Annotated in this window: 24 protein-coding genes and 1 pseudogene; 10 read left to right on the top strand and 15 right to left on the bottom strand. The window is 74.2% G+C overall.

All coding sequences use genetic code 11. The features are described from left to right. Positions 1-146 precede the first annotated feature (146 nt). From ACIP37_RS14395 to ACIP37_RS14350, 10 genes and pseudogenes are all read right to left on the bottom strand, one after another. Positions 147-605, bottom strand: a complete 459-nt coding sequence (locus tag ACIP37_RS14395) for an SRPBCC family protein (protein WP_363625638.1) — start codon at positions 603-605, stop codon at positions 147-149. A gap of 122 nt (positions 606-727) precedes the next feature. Further along, positions 728-1,537, bottom strand: coding sequence for a ribonuclease BN (locus ACIP37_RS14390; protein WP_400843955.1), 810 nt, complete (start codon positions 1,535-1,537; stop codon positions 728-730). 319 nt (positions 1,538-1,856) lie between these two features. Further along, entirely contained in the window at positions 1,857-2,282 is a 426-nt protein-coding gene (locus ACIP37_RS14385) for an ATP-binding protein (RefSeq protein ID WP_400843910.1), read from the bottom strand. A gap of 75 nt (positions 2,283-2,357) precedes the next feature. After that, entirely contained in the window at positions 2,358-2,795 is a 438-nt protein-coding gene (locus tag ACIP37_RS14380; protein ID WP_363627678.1) for a hypothetical protein, read from the bottom strand. A 130-nt stretch (positions 2,796-2,925) separates the two neighbouring features. Continuing rightward, positions 2,926-4,218, bottom strand: coding sequence for a PP2C family protein-serine/threonine phosphatase (locus tag ACIP37_RS14375; RefSeq protein WP_400843907.1), 1,293 nt, complete (start codon positions 4,216-4,218; stop codon positions 2,926-2,928). Between the two features lie 5 nt (positions 4,219-4,223). Then, positions 4,224-5,261 (bottom strand): ANTAR domain-containing protein, encoded by a 1,038-nt coding sequence (locus tag ACIP37_RS14370; RefSeq protein ID WP_400843904.1) that lies wholly within the window; start codon positions 5,259-5,261, stop codon positions 4,224-4,226. Further along, positions 5,258-5,674: pseudogene (locus ACIP37_RS14365) on the bottom strand (response regulator); the annotation flags it as partial. The pseudogene ACIP37_RS14365 and the gene ACIP37_RS14370, both read right to left, overlap by 4 nt. A gap of 341 nt (positions 5,675-6,015) precedes the next feature. After that, positions 6,016-6,378 (bottom strand): STAS domain-containing protein, encoded by a 363-nt coding sequence (locus tag ACIP37_RS14360; RefSeq protein ID WP_363584222.1) that lies wholly within the window; start codon positions 6,376-6,378, stop codon positions 6,016-6,018. Positions 6,379-6,427: 49 nt separating this feature from the next. Continuing rightward, positions 6,428-6,574: a hypothetical protein gene (locus ACIP37_RS14355; RefSeq protein WP_400806672.1), complete on the bottom strand. Its 147-nt coding sequence runs from the start codon at positions 6,572-6,574 to the stop codon at positions 6,428-6,430. A gap of 102 nt (positions 6,575-6,676) precedes the next feature. Further along, positions 6,677-7,675, bottom strand: a complete 999-nt coding sequence (locus ACIP37_RS14350) for a SigB/SigF/SigG family RNA polymerase sigma factor (protein WP_400843901.1) — start codon at positions 7,673-7,675, stop codon at positions 6,677-6,679. 284 nt (positions 7,676-7,959) lie between these two features. On the opposite strand from ACIP37_RS14350, the gene ACIP37_RS14345 reads away from it, so the two are divergent. Beyond that, on the top strand, positions 7,960-8,283 hold the full coding sequence (locus ACIP37_RS14345; RefSeq protein ID WP_363584226.1) for a plasmid stabilization protein: 324 nt from the start codon (positions 7,960-7,962) through the stop codon (positions 8,281-8,283). Positions 8,284-8,293: 10 nt separating this feature from the next. Further along, positions 8,294-8,578 carry a hypothetical protein gene (locus ACIP37_RS14340; RefSeq protein ID WP_363627680.1) on the top strand — a complete coding sequence of 95 codons (285 nt, stop codon included), beginning with the start codon at positions 8,294-8,296 and terminating at the stop codon, positions 8,576-8,578. Positions 8,579-8,586: 8 nt separating this feature from the next. On the opposite strand, the gene ACIP37_RS14335 is transcribed toward ACIP37_RS14340, so the two are convergent. Both ACIP37_RS14335 and ACIP37_RS14330 read right to left on the bottom strand, forming a co-directional pair. Further along, the gene (locus tag ACIP37_RS14335; protein ID WP_400843898.1) at positions 8,587-9,093 is read right to left on the bottom strand and encodes an ATP-binding protein; all 507 of its coding nucleotides are present in this window, start codon (positions 9,091-9,093) and stop codon (positions 8,587-8,589) included. Positions 9,094-9,105: 12 nt separating this feature from the next. Then, positions 9,106-9,687 (bottom strand): STAS domain-containing protein, encoded by a 582-nt coding sequence (locus tag ACIP37_RS14330; protein ID WP_400843895.1) that lies wholly within the window; start codon positions 9,685-9,687, stop codon positions 9,106-9,108. A 432-nt stretch (positions 9,688-10,119) separates the two neighbouring features. On the opposite strand from ACIP37_RS14330, the gene ACIP37_RS14325 reads away from it, so the two are divergent. The 4 genes from ACIP37_RS14325 (at position 10,120) to ACIP37_RS14310 (ending at position 13,568) form a co-directional block, all read left to right on the top strand. After that, the gene (locus tag ACIP37_RS14325; protein WP_400843892.1) at positions 10,120-11,262 is read left to right on the top strand and encodes an AI-2E family transporter; all 1,143 of its coding nucleotides are present in this window, start codon (positions 10,120-10,122) and stop codon (positions 11,260-11,262) included. Positions 11,263-11,401: 139 nt separating this feature from the next. Further along, positions 11,402-11,914, top strand: a complete 513-nt coding sequence (locus tag ACIP37_RS14320; protein ID WP_363625665.1) for a protein phosphatase — start codon at positions 11,402-11,404, stop codon at positions 11,912-11,914. Positions 11,915-12,079: 165 nt separating this feature from the next. Then, positions 12,080-12,610, top strand: coding sequence for a hypothetical protein (locus ACIP37_RS14315; protein WP_400843889.1), 531 nt, complete (start codon positions 12,080-12,082; stop codon positions 12,608-12,610). A gap of 232 nt (positions 12,611-12,842) precedes the next feature. Beyond that, entirely contained in the window at positions 12,843-13,568 is a 726-nt protein-coding gene (locus ACIP37_RS14310) for a dienelactone hydrolase family protein (RefSeq protein WP_400843886.1), read from the top strand. A 430-nt stretch (positions 13,569-13,998) separates the two neighbouring features. Here ACIP37_RS14310 and ACIP37_RS14305 read toward each other — a convergent pair whose 3' ends face one another. Continuing rightward, positions 13,999-14,622, bottom strand: coding sequence for a cysteine hydrolase (locus tag ACIP37_RS14305; protein ID WP_400843883.1), 624 nt, complete (start codon positions 14,620-14,622; stop codon positions 13,999-14,001). 185 nt (positions 14,623-14,807) lie between these two features. Between ACIP37_RS14305 and ACIP37_RS14300 the strand changes: the two genes are divergently transcribed. Continuing rightward, complete coding sequence (locus tag ACIP37_RS14300) at positions 14,808-15,743, top strand: LysR family transcriptional regulator (RefSeq protein WP_400843880.1); 936 nt, start codon at positions 14,808-14,810, stop codon at positions 15,741-15,743. Positions 15,744-16,063: 320 nt separating this feature from the next. Here the strand turns inward: ACIP37_RS14300 and ACIP37_RS14295 are convergent, their stop codons facing one another. Further along, the gene (locus tag ACIP37_RS14295) at positions 16,064-16,492 is read right to left on the bottom strand and encodes a hypothetical protein (RefSeq protein WP_363625677.1); all 429 of its coding nucleotides are present in this window, start codon (positions 16,490-16,492) and stop codon (positions 16,064-16,066) included. A 227-nt stretch (positions 16,493-16,719) separates the two neighbouring features. Further along, positions 16,720-17,091, bottom strand: a complete 372-nt coding sequence (locus ACIP37_RS14290; RefSeq protein WP_400843876.1) for a hypothetical protein — start codon at positions 17,089-17,091, stop codon at positions 16,720-16,722. Between the two features lie 51 nt (positions 17,092-17,142). Between ACIP37_RS14290 and ACIP37_RS14285 the strand changes: the two genes are divergently transcribed. From ACIP37_RS14285 to ACIP37_RS14275, 3 genes are all read left to right on the top strand, one after another. Beyond that, positions 17,143-17,493, top strand: a complete 351-nt coding sequence (locus ACIP37_RS14285) for a hypothetical protein (protein WP_363584247.1) — start codon at positions 17,143-17,145, stop codon at positions 17,491-17,493. A gap of 111 nt (positions 17,494-17,604) precedes the next feature. After that, a complete protein-coding gene (locus ACIP37_RS14280) occupies positions 17,605-18,024 on the top strand; it encodes a VOC family protein (RefSeq protein WP_363584449.1) in 420 nt (139 codons plus the stop codon). 124 nt (positions 18,025-18,148) lie between these two features. Next, positions 18,149-19,093 (top strand): NADP-dependent oxidoreductase, encoded by a 945-nt coding sequence (locus ACIP37_RS14275; RefSeq protein ID WP_400843874.1) that lies wholly within the window; start codon positions 18,149-18,151, stop codon positions 19,091-19,093. The last annotated feature ends 73 nt before the right edge of the window (positions 19,094-19,166 follow it).

Below are 19,166 nucleotides of genomic sequence, written 5' to 3'. Positions count from 1 at the left end.
GTGCCCGCTATCCCCGGGCGGCCGACCCCCCGCCCGCGCGGGGGCGCCCCCCCCCCGGCGCGGCCCCCCCCCCGGGGGGCGGCCCGGCGGGGGGGGGGGGCCCCCCCCGCCAGGGGGTGACAGGGGGGCGTGGACGGGGGCGGGGCTCAGCCGGGGGTGATCCGGCCGCGCCAGGCTCCCCCCTCCCGGCCCTGGTCCTCGATGAAGTCCTTGAAGCGCCGGAGGTCCCCCTTGACCCTGCGGTCGACCATGCCCAGCATGTCGCCGGTCTTCTCGGCCATCCCTTCCGGCTGGAAGTCGATGGCCAGGTTGACCCGGGTGTGCCGGTCGTCCAGTTCCTGGAAGGTGACGACGCCCTTCTGCTTCACGTCGCCGTCCGTCGTGCGCCAGGCGATCCGCTCGTCGGGCAGCTGGTCGATGATCTCGGTGTCGAACTCGCGGGTGACACCGCCGATGCTGGTCCGCCAGTGGTTGTGGCGCTCGTCCAGCTGGGTCACCGCGTCGACGCCCTCCATGAAGCGCGGGAACTCCTCGAACTGGGTCCACTGGTTGTACGCGGCGTGCAGCGGCACGTCGACGTCGACCGTCTTCTTCACCATGCTCATCTGGGGCCTCCTCGCGTGTGCGGTGGCCGAGCCCTTCCCGGCCGCCCGCGCGCCTGCCCGCTGCGCCGCGCCCTAACCCACCCGCGTGCCGCAGCACCGGCCGCCCCGGCCTGGCGCCGGCGCTACGGCGTGCGGCGGGCCCGGACCACGGCGCGCCCGGCCAGCGCGCCGCCGTAGACGGTGTAGCCGACGCCGATCAGCCAGGACTGGACGATCAGCACCGTCCCGACCGTCCCGTAGGAGACCGCGTTGGACACCAGCAGCGGCGCGAAGACCAGCCGCGAGAAGAGCCGCAGGCCCGCCAGCGCCACCATGGTCGCGACGGCTCCGGGCAGCAGCTGCCTCGGCGGGACGCGTCCGGCGAGCAGCAGGTGCTGGAGCCACCAGAACAGCAGGAGGCCGCCGACGGTCGTGACGGCGATGCGGAAGGAGGGCTGGACGGCCGAGTGGCGCCAGGGCACGCCGCTGGAGGCGGCCAGCACGATGTACCCGGTCAGCCCGGCCAGGCCGAGGGTCTGGCGCCAGACCGCGTGCCACGGGCCGCGGTCGAGCTCCCACACCCGCTCGTAGACGCCCTGGACGGACGCCATCAACGAGACCCCGAAGACCGCCAGCGCGGCCAGGCCGAAGCCCGTGGTCGTGCTGAGCACCTGGCCCCGGGAGGCGAAGAGCCGGTGGACGGCGTCGGCGCCCGGCCCGCTCAGGCCGAGGCCGTCGGTGATCCACTCGGAGATCCCGCTGCCGCGCGCGGGGAAGGCCGCCGCGATGACGATCAGCAGCGGCACGAGGGTCACGAAGAAGAGCGCCGCGAAGGCCATCGAGCGCTGGAGCAGTTCGATGGCGCGGCCGTGTTCCCACACGCCGACGACGGCCGCCCGCAGGACCTGCCACCAGCTGCGGGCGATCGCCGTCAACCGGCCGCGGCGGCGCACGCCGCTCAACCCAGGACGCCGCACGGCGACGGCGGCGACGGCGACGGGGACGGCGGCGACGGCGACGGCGACGGCGACGGCGACGGCGACGGCGACGGCGACGGCGACGGCAACGGGGACGACGACGGTCGGTTCACGGCCACTGGATCCTCGCTGTGCTCGACGCCCACGGACGGACCTGCCCCGTCAGGATGCCACCGCGCGGGGCGCGTCCGGCGCTCCGGCGTCGCGACCGGCGTCCGGCGCCGCCGGGTGGCCGCGCACGGACACCGCTCCTCCCGGACGCAGAACACCCGCCCGGCAGGCGCCGGGCGGGCCGTCAGCTCGCGGGCAGCCGTAGGTCACACCACACCGTCTTGCCCGGCCCCGACGGGTGCCAGCCCCAGCGCAGGGTGAGCCGGCTCAACAGGAACAGGCCGAGGCCTCCCGGTTCGTCCGGGGGGTGCGGGGGCCGGGGCAGCGGCGGGCGCGGGCTGGCGTCGCTGACCTCGATCCGCAGCCGGCCGGTGGCGCGGATCAGGAGCAGCGTCCCGGGCTCGCCGCCGTGGCGCAGGGCGTTGCCGACGAGTTCGGAGACCAGCAGGACGGCGTCGGCGACCAGCAGCGGGTCGGCGACGTCGGCCAGGAACTCGGCGGTGAAGGCCCGGGCGTCGGAGGCCGCCCTGAGGTCGGCCTGGAGCGGCAGCCGCTGCGCCCACGGCCTCGTGGGGAACGGGCGTCCGAGGGAAGGCCGTGGTCCGGTCATGCGGTCGCGTCCTTCCCGGCCCGGTGAGGGGCCCGTGGTCGTCGGAGGATCGGCTCCGGGGGGCGTCGCGGCGCCTCAGTGGCCGAACAGGTGGCGGGTCCGGCCGCCGCGTGGGGGCTCGGCCGGTAGGCCGACGTCCCGGCCGCCCTGCTGGGCGGGGCGTTCCTCCGGCGGCGCGGGCTGCTCGCCCTCGTCGGGCGGGAGGGATCGTTCGGGCGGGTCCGGCCGCACCACCGGTTGGGACCGCTGGTGGGCCGCCCGGTGCGCGGACAGCCGGACGGGGCGTCGGGTCCGCCGGGCCCGCCGGGCCGTCAGGACCATCAGGGCCAGGCCCAGGCAGAAGAGCAGGGCGAGGGCCAGCCCGGCGAGGAAGATGCCCAGGCTGTCGAGCGCCGGCAGGCGGATGCCCAGCACCGTCGCCTGGTAGTCGGGCCCGCCGGAGAGGTTGTCCGCGATCAGCAGTCCGGCGAAGGCACCGGCCGCCGCCATCAGCAGGAGTCCTAGCAGCAACATGGGGAGTCCTCTCCGTCGTTCGGTTCCGGTCGCCCCCGCAGGGCCGCGCCTACCCGGGCGGGCCCGGACCTAACGCCGCGCTTCGCAGGCCCGCTCAGGACGAGGGGACCGGGGTTCACGCGGCAGAGGGCTACCGGCTCTGGACGGCGATCAGGCAGGTGTCGTCGTCGGTGTCGGCGGGGCTGAGCTCCAGCAGCCGGTCGAGGTAGCGCTCCAGGTCGGGGCCGGGGGCTCCGGCGACGCGGATCAGCTGGTCGACGGACTCCTCGACCGGGCGGTCCCGGCGTTCGACCAGGCCGTCGGTGTAGAGGACCAGGACGTCGCCTGGCGGCAGGTGAGCGGTGTGCTCCTCGTACCGGGCGTCGTCCAGGGCGCCGAGGAGCACGCCGTGCGGCAGCGGCAGCACGTGGGCGCCGTCCGCTCCGACCAGGATCGGGGGCAGGTGCCCGGCCCGCGCCCAGCGCAGTTCGCCGCCGGCCGGGTCGACGAGCACGCAGACGGCCGTCGCGGTGATCTGGCCGGGTTCGCGCAGGGCGACGATGTTGGCCCACTCCAGCATCCGGGCCGGGCCGGCCCCGGTGACGGCGAGAGCACGCAGCGCGTGCCGCAGGGCGACCATGCCGGTGGCCGCGCCGACGCCGTGCCCGGCGACGTCCCCGACGGTGAGCAGCACCCGCTTGTCGGGCAGCAGCAGCACGTCGTACCAGTCGCCGCCGACCCGGTCGTGCTGGGCGGCGGGGCGGTAGCGGACGGCGGCCCGCAGGCCGGCCGGGCCGAGCGGGGGCGGAGCGGCGGGCAGGATGGCCTGCTGGAGCCGCAGTGCCAGTCGCTCGCTGTCGGCGGTCTCCTGCTCGCTGTCGGCGAGACGTGCCCGGGTGGCACCGAGTGCGACCTCCGTGCGGTGCTGGGCGGACACGTCGTGGAAGGCGCCGCGCACACCGGTGAGCCGCCCGTGGTCGTCGAGGACGGGCTCGGCGATCACCCGGGTGTACCCGTGGGTGCCGTCCTGGTGGACCAGGCGGACGACGGCGGAGGCCGTCCGGTGCCGGCGCTGGACGGTGTCCAGCAGGCGCCGGATCGCGGGCTCGTCGTCGGGGTGGGCGTGCCGGGCGAGCTGGGCCAGCGGCACCGGGTCGGTGTCGGGCGGCAGCCCGTAGATCTCGTGCAGGCCGTCGCTCCAGCGGATCCGGCCGTCGGCCGGGTGCTCCTCGAACCCGGCCACCCGGGCCAGCCGCTGGGCCTGGCGCAGCAGGGCACTCTGCTCGGCCTCACCGGCCCGCGCCGTCTCCGTCTGCCAGCCGACCAGCACGCGGCCGCCGACGGGGGCCGCCGCGAGCAGGACGGTGGTGGGAAGCGCGAGTCCGCCCTGCTGGAAGACCAGCCGGACCCGCTCGCCGGGCAACGGGACCCCGGTCTCGTGCACCCGGATCAGCCGTTCGAAGAGGCCGGTGGCGCACGCGGTGGGGTAGACCTCCAGGAGCGAGGTGCCCTCCAGCGTGTCCCGGGGGCGGCCCAGCGGATCGCGGAAGTGCGCGTTGGTCCGCAGGAGCGTGAAGTCGGCGATCTCTCCTCGGCGGACGACCGGCTCCAGCAGCAGGGCCGGGGTGGGCAGGCCCTCCAGGAGCGCGGTGTCGTCGCCGGGCGGGGCGGGGCGGGAGCGGGAGCGGGGGCGGGGGCGGGAGCGGGAGCGGGAGCGGGAGCGGGAGTGCGGACGTCGGCCAGGAGGGTCGCGCAGAGGTCGGCGAGGGCGTGGAGCCGGCGGCGTTGGGGCCCGCCGAGCGCGGGGGCGGGGCCGGGTGCGGGCCACAGGACCTCCAGCGCGCCCCGGCGGCGGCCCGCGTCGATCAGCGGGAGGACGGCCCGGGCCGAGCCGGCTCCCACCGACGGGCCTGCGGCCTCCGGATCGCCGGGCCACAGCTCCACGCCGCCGACCACGACGTGCTGGGCCGGGGTGGGGACGCCGGGTGGCACCCGGCTCCAGGCGTCGGCCTCGGCGGCGGGCAGCCCGGCGTGCGCGGCGAGGGCGAGCACACCGCCCGGCAGCCGCAGCCACAGCGCGACGGCGTGCGCGCCGAGCGCGTCCGCCGTCTGCTCCAGGACGGCTTCGGCGGCGCCTTGCAGATCGGGGACGGCGGCCAGAGCGGGCGTCACGGGGTCGGGCGACGCAGGGTCGGCTGTGCCCGCGAGCGGTCCGGGTGCCTGCCCGGGTGCCTGCCCGGACACCCCGGCGATGTCGGCGGCCAGGGCCGCCACGGGCACGGCGGCCTCCCGGGCGAGCCCGGCGAGGCAGGCGGCGGCTTCGGCGGGAAGCAGGCCGAGGCGTTCGGCCAGGATCCCGGTGGCCAGGTCGACGACGGCGCGGGCGCGGGCGTCGGCTTGCACCCGGGCGGCGGCGCTCTGGAGCCGGCGCACGGTCTCGGCGAGGGCCCGGGCCGTGGTGTCCGAGGGCTCGTGCCCGGCGGTCATGGCGTGTCCAGCCAGTACTGCATCCGGCCGAGCAGGTGGCGGGTGTCGACGGGTTCGGTGACGTGGTCGTCGGCGCCGCCGGCGAGGCTCTTGTCCTGGTCCCCCGGCATGGCCTTGGCGGTGACGGCGATGACCGGCAGGCGGGCGAAGCGCTCCTCGGCGCGGCCGGCGGCGATCGCGGCGTAGCCGTCGAGGCCGGGCATCATCACGTCCATCAGCACGAGGCCGGTCTCGGGGTGGGTGCGCAGCAGGTCGAGTCCGGCGCGGCCGTCGGGGGCGTGCAGCACGGTCACTCCCTGCCCGGTGACGCCCTTGACGGTGATCTGGCCGCCCAGGTTGCCGACGGTGCCGACCTCGCGGGCGCCCCTGGGCACCTCACCGGCGAACGCGGACAGCTGGTCGACCATGCTGTTGAAGACCGTCGCGATCTCCCCGAGCATGCCGGGCTGCTCGGGCGCGAGCCGGGTGGCGAAGTCCCCGTCGCGCACGGTGGTCAGCCCGGCGAGCAGGTGCCGCGGGGCCTGCTCGGCCGGGTCGGCGTCGGGGGCCGGCCGCTCGTCCATCCGTTCCACCGCCCGGGTCCGCCGCACGGCCGGGGTGCCCGACCGGACGCCCCGACCCCGGGGCGGCGGGCCGCCGCCCTGTTTCCACTGTGCCACCGGAGGGCGACAGGCAGGACAGGTGTCGGTCCGGCGGGGAGGGGCCCAGGGCCCGGGGCCCGCGCCCGCGCGGCCCGGGGCGGCAGGCCGCGCGTTCACTCCGGTGGCACGTCCCGCAGCGCGAAGACCTCGACGGCCCCGGTCAGTTCGAGCATCCGCAGGACCAGCGGGCGGGGGCGGGCCAGTTCGATCCGGCTGCCCTCGGCGGCCGCGCGGGCGTGGGCCCGGAGCATCGAGTTGAGCCCCGTGGAGTCGCAGAACTCCAGGTCGGCGCAGTCGAGCACGATGACGGTGAGGGGCGCGGCCAGGGCCGCGTCGAGGGCCGTGTGCAGGGCGCCGACCGAGTCGAGGTCGAGTTCGCCGTACAGCGCGAGGACGGTGCCGCCGGCCCACGGCCGGGCCCGTGCGGTGAACCCGCCCGGCCCCGGGGCACGGCCGGTCGGTGGTCGGCGGGTCATGGTGTCGGCTCCTTCCGTCACCGGCCGGCCGGTCGGTTCACGCCGTGCGCTACGCATCCGCTCGGGCGGGTGCGAGGCGCAGCCCGTGGCCGGGGGCGCCGTCCGCGCCGGGGGTGACGGTGCCGCCCGCCGGATCGCGGGTGCCGTCGAAGAGCGGCCGCTCGATCCGGACGTGGTCGGAAACCTTCGGGGACACGGTGTTCCTCCTTCGTCACGCTTCATCACGCTTCGTCCAGGACGCCCCCCGCAGCGCGGCTATCCGCTGCGGGGGGCCGGAAACGCCCGGGAGGGAAAGAAATCAGCGTGGCGCCTCGGGTTCGGCGGCTCCCTGGTCGGTCATTCCGCCGTCCTCCGCTCCCCCGTCCTCCGCTCCCCTGGGTTCGGCCGGACCTGCGGGTTCGTCCGCCCAGCCGGGGGCGTCGCGGTCCTCCAGCTGCTCGCGCAGGCTGGTGAGGGTGGCGGTGAGCAGGCGGGAGACGTGCATCTGGGAGACGCCGATGCGCTCGGCGATCTGGGACTGGGTCCAGCCGTCCCAGAAGCGCAGCTTGAGCACCGTCTGATCGCGGCACGACAGCCGAGCGAGCAGGGGGCGCACGGCGGTGCGGAAATCCGCGAGTTCGATGCCGGGGTCACAGGCCCCCATGCGGTCCAGCATGGCGCTGCCGCTCTCGTCGAGGTCCTGCTCGCGCGCAGCGTCCAGCGAGTCGGGCCGGTAGACGCGGCCTGCGACCAAGCCCTCGGCGGCCTGCTCGACGGTGATGTGGAGGTCCTCGGCGATCTCGTCGGGGTGCGGGAGGCGGCCGAGTTCCTGCTCCAGCCGGTCGGATCCGCGGGCGACGGTCAGGTACAGCTCCTGCATGCCGCGCGGGACCCGGACCGGCCAGGAGGTGTCACGGAAGAAGCGCTTGATCTCACCGGCGATGGTGGGGATGGCGTAGGTGACGAACTCGACGCCGCGGTGCGGGTCGTAGCCGTCGACCGCCTTGATCAGGCCGATCGTGCCGACCTGGAGGATATCGTCCATGTCCTCGGCGCGGTGGCGGAAGCGGGCGGCGATGAAGCGCACCAGCGGCATGTTGAGTTCGATGATCGTGCCGCGCACGTAGCTGTACGCATGCGTTTCGCGGGCGAGTGCGGCCAGGCGCTCGAACAGCGCGTCGCTGAGTTCGCGTGCCTCGTACTTGCCCATCGCGCGCAGTTGCGCGTCCGTCGGGCGGGGTGGCACGTCGGGCGGAAGGCCAGACGGCGGGGCGGCCGTCCGGTCGGTGGGGCGACCGGTTTCCAGCGTGGTGGACACGGTGGCTCTCTCCTGGGGCATCGGGGCGAACGCCCGGCGCCGCGAGCGGCTCGCGCCGAACGCGACGGGGCTGCTTTTCCGGAGGACCTGGGCCCGGTGTCGTCGGGCGACGGTCCCGGTGGCACCCGGTGAGGGTGCGGACGCGACTGGCTGCGATCCACGGCCGCGTCATGCGTTCTCTACCCGACACACGACTTCCGATTCATGTTTTGGGCGGTTTATTACCTTGCCTACGGGTACACGCGCTCGGGCAACGCCCTGCCGTCACGAAAAGGAGCGCCGCCATGCCCCGAGGATCCAGCCCCAAACGGGAGCGCCAGTACGAGCACATCAAGGAGAGCGCGCTCGACCGGGGCGAGACCGAGAAGCGGGCCGAGGAGATCGCCGCCCGCACGGTGAACAAGGAACGCGCCCGGCACGGCGAGTCGAAGACCGCGAGCCGCAGTTCGCTCCACGACATCTCCTCCGGCCGCCGCGGCGGGCAGCGCTCGCACACGGGGGCCCGGGGCCCGACCTACGACCAGCTCTACAACGAAGCCAGGCAGCGCGGCGTCAAGGGCCGTTCGAAGATGAACAAGCGCGAGCTGTCGCACGCGCTGGGCCGTTGAGGAGGGCGTCATGACGACCACGCCGGTCAGAACCACCATGCCGGTCAGAACCACCACGCCGGTCAGGATGACCATGCCGCTGATGACGACCACGCCGGTGATGATGACCGTCCCGGCTCCCCCCGGCCCGGACACCGAGCCGGTCCCCCACCCGAACCCCGCCCCGAAGCCGGGCGAGGACCCCGACCCGGCACCGCCGCCGATCCCGCCCTTCCCCACTCCCGACCCGTTCCCGGGCCCCGGTTCCGACCCCGATCCGGCACCGCCGCCCCAGCCGCACCCCGGTCAGGCCTGAGACCCCGCTCAGCCCTGGAGGGCACCAGGGTCCACCGGGGACGCGACCTCCAGCCAGACCAGCTTCCCCTCGCCCTCGGGCAGGCAGCCCCAGTCGCGCGCCAGCCGGTCCACCACCCGCAGGCCGTGGCCGCCGGGACGGCCCGGGTCCGCGAACGGGCGCAGCCGCGGCGCGGCCGGGCTGGCGTCCGAGACCTCCACCCGCAGCCGCTCGCCGTCCCAGCCCAGCCGCAGCTCCTGGGGGCCGCCGGGCGCGTGCAGGCACGCATTGGTGACCAGCTCCGACACCATCAGCAGGACGTCCTCCGCCGCCGCCAGCCGCCCGGCATCCGGCGCGGGCAGCCAGTGCCAGGCGAGCAGCGCCGCACGGCTGAAGTCCCGGGACCGCTGGACCGCGCTCTCACTGCCGGCCAGCACGAGCCGCCTGGTCCGGTCGGAGCCGCTCGGCCGCCGCCCGGAAGCCGTCGCCCTCCGGCCGGAGTCCTTCGGCAACGCTCCCTCCCCGGAGCTCTTCATGCCGGGTTCTCCTCACTCCACGTCGTCGCAGCCGCGCTGCGGCGGGTCCGCGGTCTTCAGAGCGGCGTCGAGGTCAGGGTGGATGCGCAGCGCCGCGTCGGCTTCCGTGATCGCGAACAGCCTCGCCACCACGGGCCTCGAACCGGCGAGTCCCAGCCGCAGGCCGGCCGCCTCGGCGTCCAGGCGTGAGCGCGGCAGCAGGTTCAGCCCGGTGGAGTCGCAGAACCGCAGGCCGGTGAGGTCGACGACGATCCGTTCCTCGCTCCCGGCCACCGGACGGGACAGCGCCGTCCACAGACCGTTCGTGCTGCCGGGGCGCAGCTCGCCTCCGAGGGAGACCACCCGCGCGCGGCCCTCCCGGCGCACCGCGACGCGCAGGCCGCCGACTTGCTGCTCCCCCTCACCCCCGCCGGGCTGCTCGGCCGGCCGTGGCACGGCGGGCTCCCGGTCCGTTCGCGGCGAAGTCCTGCCGTCCCGACCGCCGTCCCGCGCGGCGGTTCGGGTCGCGCGGACGGCCTGGGCCGGACGGACCGCCGCCCCGGGCAGGGCCGCCGCCCCGGGCAGGGCCGGGCTCACCACCCGCTCCTCATCCATGCCCCGCGTGTGCCCGCAGCCACGGTGGCTACACGTGTGCCGGCGTTCTCCACCGTCGGGCACGTCGGCCTGTTCCTGACCGTCGCGGCGGTGTACGTGGCGGGCCACGCAGCGCGCTGCTGGTCGCGCTCACGGCCCAGCTGTGGACGCGAACGTTTCCGGCCCGCCGACCGCTTCTGGCCCGTCGATCGTTTCCGGACCCTCGATCGTTTCCGAACCCTCGGCCGTTTCCGGACCCTCGGCCGTTTCCGGACCCTCTCCCGTTTCCGGCCCGTCGGCCCGGGTAGCCGCGCGACGCCGGACGAAGCCCGGCAGACGCCAGGGAGGCCGCCCGTGCGAGTGAACGGCGCGAGACCGGCCCGGCGGCGCCACCCGACCCGGGTGGTCCTGCCCCGGGCGCGCCCCGTCGTGTCCGACGGGTCCGGAGGCCGCGTGCCGGCCGGGCTGCGGACCGCCGCCGGGTACACCTGGCGGCTGCTCCTGCTCGGGGTGGCCGCCTACCTGGCCGTCTCCGTCCTCGGCCGGCTCCAGTTGCCGGTCATCGCCGTGTTCCTGGCGCTGGTCATCACCTCGGTCCTGCGGCCGCTCGTCGACCTGCTGGCACGGGCGCTGCCCCGCTCGATCGCCGTCCTGCTGGTCCTCGTGTGCGCCATCGTGGTCGTGGGCGGCGTTCTCGCCCTGGTGGGGACGACCGTCGTCGGCGAGTGGGGCCGACTGGGCACCGAACTGCGCGGCGGCCTCGGGCGGATCGACCGCCTGCTCACCGGCGCCCCCTTCCACCTGCGGGCCGGCACCGTCACCGACCTGCGCGCGAAGCTCGGCGAGTTCGTCACCGCCCACCGCTCGGCGCTGCTCAGCACCGCGCTCAGCGGGGCGAGCCGGGTCGTCGAAATGCTCACCGGGCTGGCGCTCGCGGTGTTCTGCTCGGTGTTCTTCCTCCACTCCGGCGACCGGATGTGGTGCTGGGCGCAGCACCAGCTCCCGGCCCGGTCACGATCTGCCTGGGACCGCGCGGGGCACGCCGCGTGGCGCACCTTCGCCGGCTACACCCGGGGTGTGCTGATCGTGGCGGCGACCAACGCTGTGCTGGTCGGCGTCGCGCTGGCCGCCCTACGGGTACCGCTAGTACTGCCACTGATCATGCTGGAGTTCGTCGCGGCGCTCGTCCCGCTGATCGGCTCCCCCATCGCGCTGGCCGTCGCCGCGCTGGTCGCCCTGGCGGCCCGCGGCCCGGTGGTCGCGCTGCTGGTGCTCGGGCTGATCGTGATCATCGGCCAGATCGAGGGCCATCTGCTGCACCCGCTGGTCATGGGCTGGTCCGTCCGGATCCACCCGGTGGCGGTCGCGCTGTCGGTGATCGGCGGCGCCGTGCTGGCCGGTGTCCTCGGCGCGGTGGTCGCGGTGCCGGTGGTGTCGGTCGCCTGGGCGGTGATCTGCGAACTCCGCGACCACGACCCACCACCCCGCCCGGGCCCACGAACCAGCCCCCCGACGGCACACCACGGGCAGCCGCACCGCCAACGCGACGAACGCCGACCCCCGCACCGACCCGCCCCCGGCCGCGGCACCCAGTGACCGGCCGGACCTCACGACACCTTCGCCACCTCGCCACCTCGGCACCGCCTGCGTCTACGGGGCCGCCGTCAGCGCATCGGAATGGGCAGGGAACGCATCCGTCCGACCGTGTCGTTGGTCCACCCGGAGAGGAGCGCCCATGAAGACGCGCCAGAAGGACCGCGATGCCCCCGAACCGCAGGCGCCGTGGAACGAGGTCAGGCCGCAGCTATGGCTGGGCGGACACTTCTGGGCCGGCCCTGAAGGCGAGGCGCAGACCGCCGTTGTCGGTCGCGAATTCGACCTGGTCATCAGTCTGTTCACCCGAGCAGGCCACGGGCCGAGCCCCGGAGTCGACCATCTGATCAGTGAAATCCCCGACAGCCCACTGACTGCCGAGCAGCTCCACTCGGTCCGACAGCTGGCCGTCACTGCCGCTGCGGCCGTACGGAACGACCGGACCGTTCTCGTGCGTTGCCACTCCGGCTACAACCGCTCAGGCCTCGTCGTCGCTCAGACCCTGATCGAGCTGGGCCACGACGCCGTCACCGCCATCGCCCTCATCCGGCAGAAGCGATCGCCCTGGGCCCTGAACAACCGGACCTTCGAGCAGTACCTCAACACAGGACTGGACGTCGCCTACCTCCTGGCCGGACTCGAAGCCCGCACCTGACCAGCGCCGAAGGGTCGGATCTGCGCCGGGATTGCGCGCGGCCCGTTCCCTTCCGGGCCGGGCGTCGTTGAGCAGGTGATTGGTGTGATCCGGCCCGGACGGTCCGCGCATTGCCAGGTGACCCGCCCAGGGCTCGACCCATTGGCATGACGAGGGAGACTGACGATGAAGCTGAGTGTTCGACGCGGACTGCTGGCGGCGGCCGCCACGGTCGGTCTGATCCTGGCGGCGGCCGCGCCGCAGGCCACGGCGGCCGGCCCGCAGCACCCCGCCTCCACGACCCGTACCGAGCAGGCGGGCGGGCAGCGGGAGGCGCCGGGGGACCCGGTCCGCGACGGGAGCCCGGACTCCGCGGTCGACCGGGTCGCCGACTTCTACGGCGCCTACATCGACGCCGTCTCCGACGGCACCGACAACCTGTCGGACGGCCTGCGCGCCCACTACCTCACGGAGGACTTCCAGCAGCGACTGGCCGCCTGGGAGCAGGCCAACCACGCCGACGGCGTCCTCCGCGCCCAGGACGTGCCCACCCACTGGGAGGTGCGGTACCACGATTCCGGAGCCGGCCACCTGTTCACCACCGTCACGCTCACCTGGGGCACCGGCCCCAACGCCACGCACACCAAGCTGGCCGTGCAGAGCGACCTGAGCACCAAGCTCATCTCGGACATCGAGGACGCCCCGGCCGGATACTGACACGAGTCTGGAGCGGATGACGGAGCGGACGGTGCAAGCGCGGGCGGCCGACGACGTCGCGTGAGACGAACCCGCCGATCCGCCTCCCGCCGACCGCCGTCCGTGGTGGGACCGGCCCCCGAGCCCGGTCCCACCACTGGCATCGCCGCATCATCCGAGGCACACCCGCGCCGTTCTGCCGCCGGCGAAAAACCGGCCCGCCCGGGCTCGACGCTCACTACAGTCCGGTCCCATGACGACGGTTACCACGCACACGGTCGAGTACCCGGCCGACGGCCTCACGATGATCGGGCACCTCGCGCTCCCGGCCGGTACCGGCCGCCGACCCGCGGTCCTGGTCGGGCCCGAGGGGCCCGGGCTCAACGACTTCCAGCGCCGCCGGGCCGACGCCCTCGCCGAACTCGGCTACGTGGCAATGGCCTTCGACATCAACGGCGGGCGCTGGTTCACCGACCCGCAGGAGATGCTGGCGCACGTCACTCCACTGCTCGCCGACCCCGACCGGATGCGGGGCATCGGCCACGCGGCGCTCGACGTGCTGCGCGCCGAACCGCGGACCGACCCCGACCGGATCGCCGCCATCGGCTACGGCACCGGCGGCGCGATCGCACTGGAACTCGGGCGCGACGGCGTCGACCTGCGGGCGATCGGGACGGTCAACGCCCTGACCACGGGCCGACCCGGCGAGGCGGCGCGCATCCGCTGCCCGGTGTGGGCCGGGGTCGGATCGGAAGACCCGATCATGCCGCCCGCACAACGGGACGCGTTCGCCGCCGAGATGCAGGCCGCGGGCGTCGACTGGCGCCTCGTGGTCTACGGCGGCGCCTTGCACGCCTTCCACCACCCGACGGTCGGCCACGCCGTGCTCCCCGGCGTCGGCCACCACCCCCGGCACGCTCAGCGCGCCTGGCGCGACATCGTCGGCCTGCTCACCGAGTGCCTGCCCGTAACGGAGTGACCCGGCCGTACCGGAGCGACCCGGTCGGCGGACCCGACCTGCCCGGCGAGTCAAGCGTCGGGCTCTGCGATCTGACGCACCCTGTGATCGCCCTCGAACCAGCGGCTCAACAGCTGGTGAACCGGGTCCGGACTCCCCGCCTGGTCTCCACGGCCCCAGCCCCAGCCGGCTCCCCGGGCGGGCGGCGTGCCGCCGGTCATCGCCGCCAAACGGATCAGCGCCGTCTCGGTAGCGCTCGCGTCCTCCTTCCCGAGGGCCCACATGAACACCTGCGGATCCGCGGCGGCCGCCGGGACCGGGGAGAACCCGCAGCCGGCCGAGTACCACGGCCCTCGGGCACGGGGGGCACGGTGGAAGTGTGCTCGCCGGGCGCGCGCGGTGTCCGGCTGACACCGCTCCCGTCTCCGGTTCGGCGGTTCGGCGGTTCGAGTCAGCCGGCCCGGAGCAGGGTGCGCAGCTCGGCGGTGTCGATGATGTGGGCCCGCGAGGGGAGGACCTTCTGGAGCAGGACGTCGTGGACTTCGGTGTCCGGGTCGGCGACGCCGTCGGACAGGACGTAGAGCCGGTAGTCGCGGTCGGCCGCGTCGAGGACGGTGGACAGGACGACACCGCTGGTACTGATGCCGGAGACGACCAGCGTGGTGATGCCGCGCTCGCGCAGCTGCCGGTCGAGGTCGGTGGTGGACATGCCGCCGTAGCGGGTCTTGCGCACGACGAGGTCGCCGTCCCGGGGAGCCAGGCGCTCGTGGATGGCCGTGGCAGGGTCCTCGTGGTGCATGACACGGTGTCGGGCCAGCGGGGCGAAGGACTTGTTGGTGGCCGGGATCGCGCCCCAGTCGGCCTCGGTGAAGCCGACGCGTACGTGGGCGACGGTGGCGCCGCTGGTGCGGACGTCGGCGATCGCCGCTTCCACGCGGTCGAGCAGGGCTTCCCGGCCCCCGCCCTCGGGCAGAACGGCCAGGATCGCGGGCTGGCAGTCCAGGACGAGCAGAGCGGTGTGCTCGGGGTCAAGCGCGGGGTCAAGCGCGGGGGCAGACGCAGGGGCAGTACTCACGCGAGTTCTCTCCCTACTTGGCGGCACCCGGTCGGCGCGGGGAGACGATTCGGCGGACCGACGGCCGCTCCCATCCGCACAACCGATCAGCGATCGGAAGCATCAAAGCGCGCCTCATCCTCAGGGATCAAACAACCACAGGACCGCCAAGCCACAACCACCAGTTGTACCTATAGAGTGCCGCCATGGACCTCGACACCGTTCGGACCTTTGTCGCCGCCGCCGACGCCGGGCAGTTCCAGGAGGCCGCCGCCGAGCTGGCCGTCACCCAGCAGGCCGTCTCCAAGCGCATCGCCGCGCTGGAACGCAACCTCGGCGTGCGGTTGTTCACCCGCACCGCACGCGGGGCCGAGCTCACCATCGACGGGCAGGCCTTCCTGCCCCACGCGCGCGAGCTGCTGCGCGCCGCCGAGCGCGCGGTCGAGTCCGTGCGCCCCGGCCGCCGTCCGCTGCGCGTCGACGTGATCAACCTTCGTGGCTCGGCGTCGGGCCTGATGCGCGGCTTCCACCGCGCGCACCCCGAGATCGATCTCGACGTGATGATGCTGTTCGAGATCGAGACGGCCGTCAACGCCATCCGCTCCGGTGCGATCGACGCGTCCTTCCGCGCCGTCGTCGCGCCCGGCCGGCCCCTTCCCGAGGACATCGAGTCCGTCCGGGTGATCGACGAACCGCTCCAGCTCCTCACCGGTCCCGCCCACGCGCTGGCGGGCGCCCGGTCGGTGACCGTCGCCCAGCTCGCCGGGCACCGGATCTGGATGCCCGGCATCGTCCCCGGTACCGAGTGGGGCGCCTACTACGACGACCTCGTCGCCGAGTTCGGCCTCACCATCGAGGCGACCGGCCCCAACTTCGGCTCCGACGCGCTCCTCGACACCATCGCCGACACTCCGGCCCTGGCCACCTTCATGGGCGAGCACACCCGCCTCGTCTGGCCCGCCGACCACGGCCTGCGCCGCATCCCGGTGACCGACCCGACGCCCGTCTACCCGCACTCACTCCTCTGGCACCGCGACAACCCCCACCCAACACTGGCCACCCTCCGCGCCCACCTCGCCGCCACCACGACCGGCCACGACGCCCCCGGCACCTGGACACCGGACTGGGTCCTTCCACGCTGAACGCCACCGCGCGCCCGCAATCAGCTTGGTCCTCGGCCTCCGGCCTGGGATTGGCCTGGTCCCACGCGCGGACCTCGGCCCTGCCGTGGCCGGACGTGTCGCTCACCGAGGTCACAGCGCTCGACCACCTGCCTCAGCTGGACGCAGGCAGGGCAGGGCCCGGCGGAAGGGACAAGCGGTCAAACTCCAGCAGACCCGGACGACGGCCACAACCACGAACCCGGCACCTAAGTTGGTTCCCACGCGCGGCGTCGGGCGGTGCGGTGGCCGCTCGGAAGCGGGCACCGCACCGCCCGACGGCGGGGGCCGTAGGCCGTGGGTCAGCGCACGGTGACGGTGAACACGGGGGAGGCGACGTCTCCGCTGACGATGCGCAGCTCGTTCAGGCCCTTGATGCCGAGCTTCACGCCGAGCGAGTAGGAGCCGTTGTGGTCGGTGCGGACGGAGGCCGGCAGGGTGACCCACTTGCCGTGCTGCTTCTGCTGCAGGGTCACCTCAGTGCCCGCCTTGAGCCCGGTGGTGGTGCCGGTGACCCGGAACAGCTGCCAGGCCTGGACGGTCGTGACGGACGGCTTGGCGGTGATGCCGGCGTGCGCGGCGGCCTGCTGCGCCGCGGCCTGCTGCGTGGTGGACGTGGGGTAGGCGGCCGGGGCCGCCGCCATGGCGGCGGTGCCCGCCAGCCCGAGGGAGAGCACGGCGACGGTGGTCACGGCGGCCAGGCGCAGGGAGTTCCGCTTGGAGACGATCACGGGTGCACCCCTTTCAAGGGGAGGTGATTGCTCGGCCCGAAGAGCACGGTCGGCGCGATTCGGGCTCTGTCATCTGTAGGGACGCCACGCTCCACGCTTCGGTTGTGAGCGGATCGTCACCGCCTTGTAACGGTCGGCGATGCCCCGGAGTTCCCAACACCCAAGCACACGGGCGGAATTGGCGCTTCCTGTTCTACGGACACGACAGTCGGACCCGACGGTCCCCCTCAACGGCCAGCGAGGGCACGGCGCCTCCGGACCCGGTACGTTCGGGGGGCGCGGAAGACCGTCGAGCACCCGGACCGGTCGAACGTACGGGTCCGGAAGCGCAGGGCGGCCTGCCAGCGAGTCAGGTCGTCGGCGACGGTGACCTGGTAGTCCCGGCCGCCCTGGAGGATCAGCATCGGGCCGGCGAGTGCGGTCGCCGTGGCCACCGGGTCGTACGCGCGCAGGTCGAGCCAGTAGGCGGCGGAGAGTCCGAACGGCAGCAGCTCCGACGGCGTGTCGGGCATGAGTTCGGGGCCGGCCACCAGCGCGGCCTGCCGGGCCAGCGCCGCCACCGCATCCCCGAGGCCTCCAAGGCCACCGTCTACCGGCACATCGACCTACTCGTCGCCGGCGGAATCCTGGAGGTCGCCGAGGAACGGCGGGTGAGGGGCGCGGTAGAACGGCACTACCGGCTGCGCCAGGACCGAGCCGTGGTCGGCTCCGAGATGGTCCGCTCGCTCACCCCTGAAGATCACCGGCAGGCCTTCGCCACCGCGATGACCGCCCTGCTGGCCGAGTTCAACGCCTACCTCGACCGCGAGCAGGCCGACCCGATGGCCGACCAGGTGGGCTACCGGCAGCACGCACTCTGGCTCAGCCCGGAGGAACTGACCGAGCTGATCGGCGAGCTGCGCACGGCCATCGTGCCCAGACTGGCCAACCGGCCGAGCCCCGAGCGGGCGCAGCACCTGCTGAGTCCGATCCACTTCCCGGTGGAGGCCCCGCCGGGGTAGGCCCCGCCGGGGTAGGTCGAGCCGGGGTCCGTGGCGAAAGTGCCGGCGCTGTCTGCTGCCCGGCCGCAATTCGGTAGCGGACCGAGCGGTGCTTCGGGCAGGCTCGCGCGCATGGTCTCGGTGTTGCAGAACGTGGCGATCGACTGTGCGGATGCCTACGGGCTGGCTCGGTTCTGGAGTGAGGTGCTCGGTCGTCCGCTGCACCCGGAGGACGGCCCGGGTGATCCGGAGACTGCGGTGATGCTGCCGGAGGGCCAGCTGCTGTACTTCCACCAGGTGCCGGAACCGAAGACGATCAAGAACAGGGTCCACCTGTGCCTGCGTCCGGAGACCACCCGCGAGGCGGAGGTCGAGCGGCTGCTGAACCTCGGGGCCACCCTCGTCGACGACCGCCGGGAACCCGATGGTGCCGGCTGGGCCGTCCTCGCGGACCCTGAGGGCAATGAATTCTGTGTTCTCCGCAGTGCGGCCGACCGCGCGGCGATGTCCTCCTGCGGCTCCCCCGCGCAACGGCCGGCTGCCCCGCAGTAGCTGGTCACAGCCGTTCGTTGATGGCCGGGACGATGCGCCGGTCTCCGGGCGGCGACGCGAAGTGCGCTGCGCTCCGGCCTCGTTGAGCGGGAATACGGCGCTGAACAGACGCATTGCACGGGGTATGAAGGCCATTGGTGTCTACGACTTCGGCGGTCCGGACGTGCTGCGCGTCCTGCGGTTGCCCGAACCTCAGGCGGGCCCCGGCGAGGTCCGTATCCGGGTGCACGCGGCGGCCGTGAACCCGACCGACATCATGCTGCGGAGCGGCGGTCACGCCTCGCGCATGCCCGGGCACCGGCCCCCGTTCGTGCCCGGCATGGACGCCGCAGGCGTGATCGACCAGCTCGGCCCCGGGGCCGACGAACGGCTTGCCGTGGGCCAACGGGTGGTCGCCATCGTGCTGTTCACCAGCGCGCACGGCGGAGCCTACGCCGAGCAGATTGTCGTACCCGCCGCCTCGGTGGTGCCGGCCCCCGAGGGGGTGGACCTCGCTGCCGCGTCCACCCTGCTCATGAACGCCATGACCGCGCGCCTCGCCCTGGACGCGCTGGCCGTACCGCCGGACGGAACCGTCGCCGTGACCGGCGCGGCCGGTGCCGTCGGCGGATACGCGGTCGAACTGGCCAAGGCCGACGGGCTGACCGTCATCGCGGACGCCGCCCCGCACGACACCGACCGGGTGCGCGGGTTCGGCGCCGACCACGTCGTCGAACGCGGACCCGAGGTCGCCGCCCGCATCCGCGCACTGGTACCCGAGGGAGTTCCCGGTCTGGTGGACGGCTCGATACAGACCACCGAGACGGTGCCCGCCATCGCCGACGGCGGAACGCTGGCCGAACTGCGGGGCTGGTCTGGCCCCGCCGAACGCGGCATCCGCGTACGCCCGGTGATGGTGACGGACGGCATCACCGACACCGAGCGGCTGAACACGCTGCGCCGCCAGGTCGAGGACGGCACCCTGACCCTGCACGTCGCCGACGTGCTGCCGGCCGAGAAGGCGGCCCAGGCCCACCGTCTGCTGGAGGCCGGCGGCCTGCGCGGCCGGCTGGTACTGGACTTCCCCTGACGGCATCGCGGGGATCGCACCCGCGGCGGCGATCACGGAACGGGCGTTGGCGGGTGCGTTGGCGGGTGCGTTG

This window comes from Kitasatospora sp. NPDC088861 (assembly GCF_044750105.1).
Classification (GTDB): domain Bacteria; phylum Actinomycetota; class Actinomycetes; order Streptomycetales; family Streptomycetaceae; genus Kitasatospora.
The sequence above is the reverse complement of the archived record's forward strand: the minus strand, read 5'-3'. Positions and strand labels throughout refer to the sequence as shown.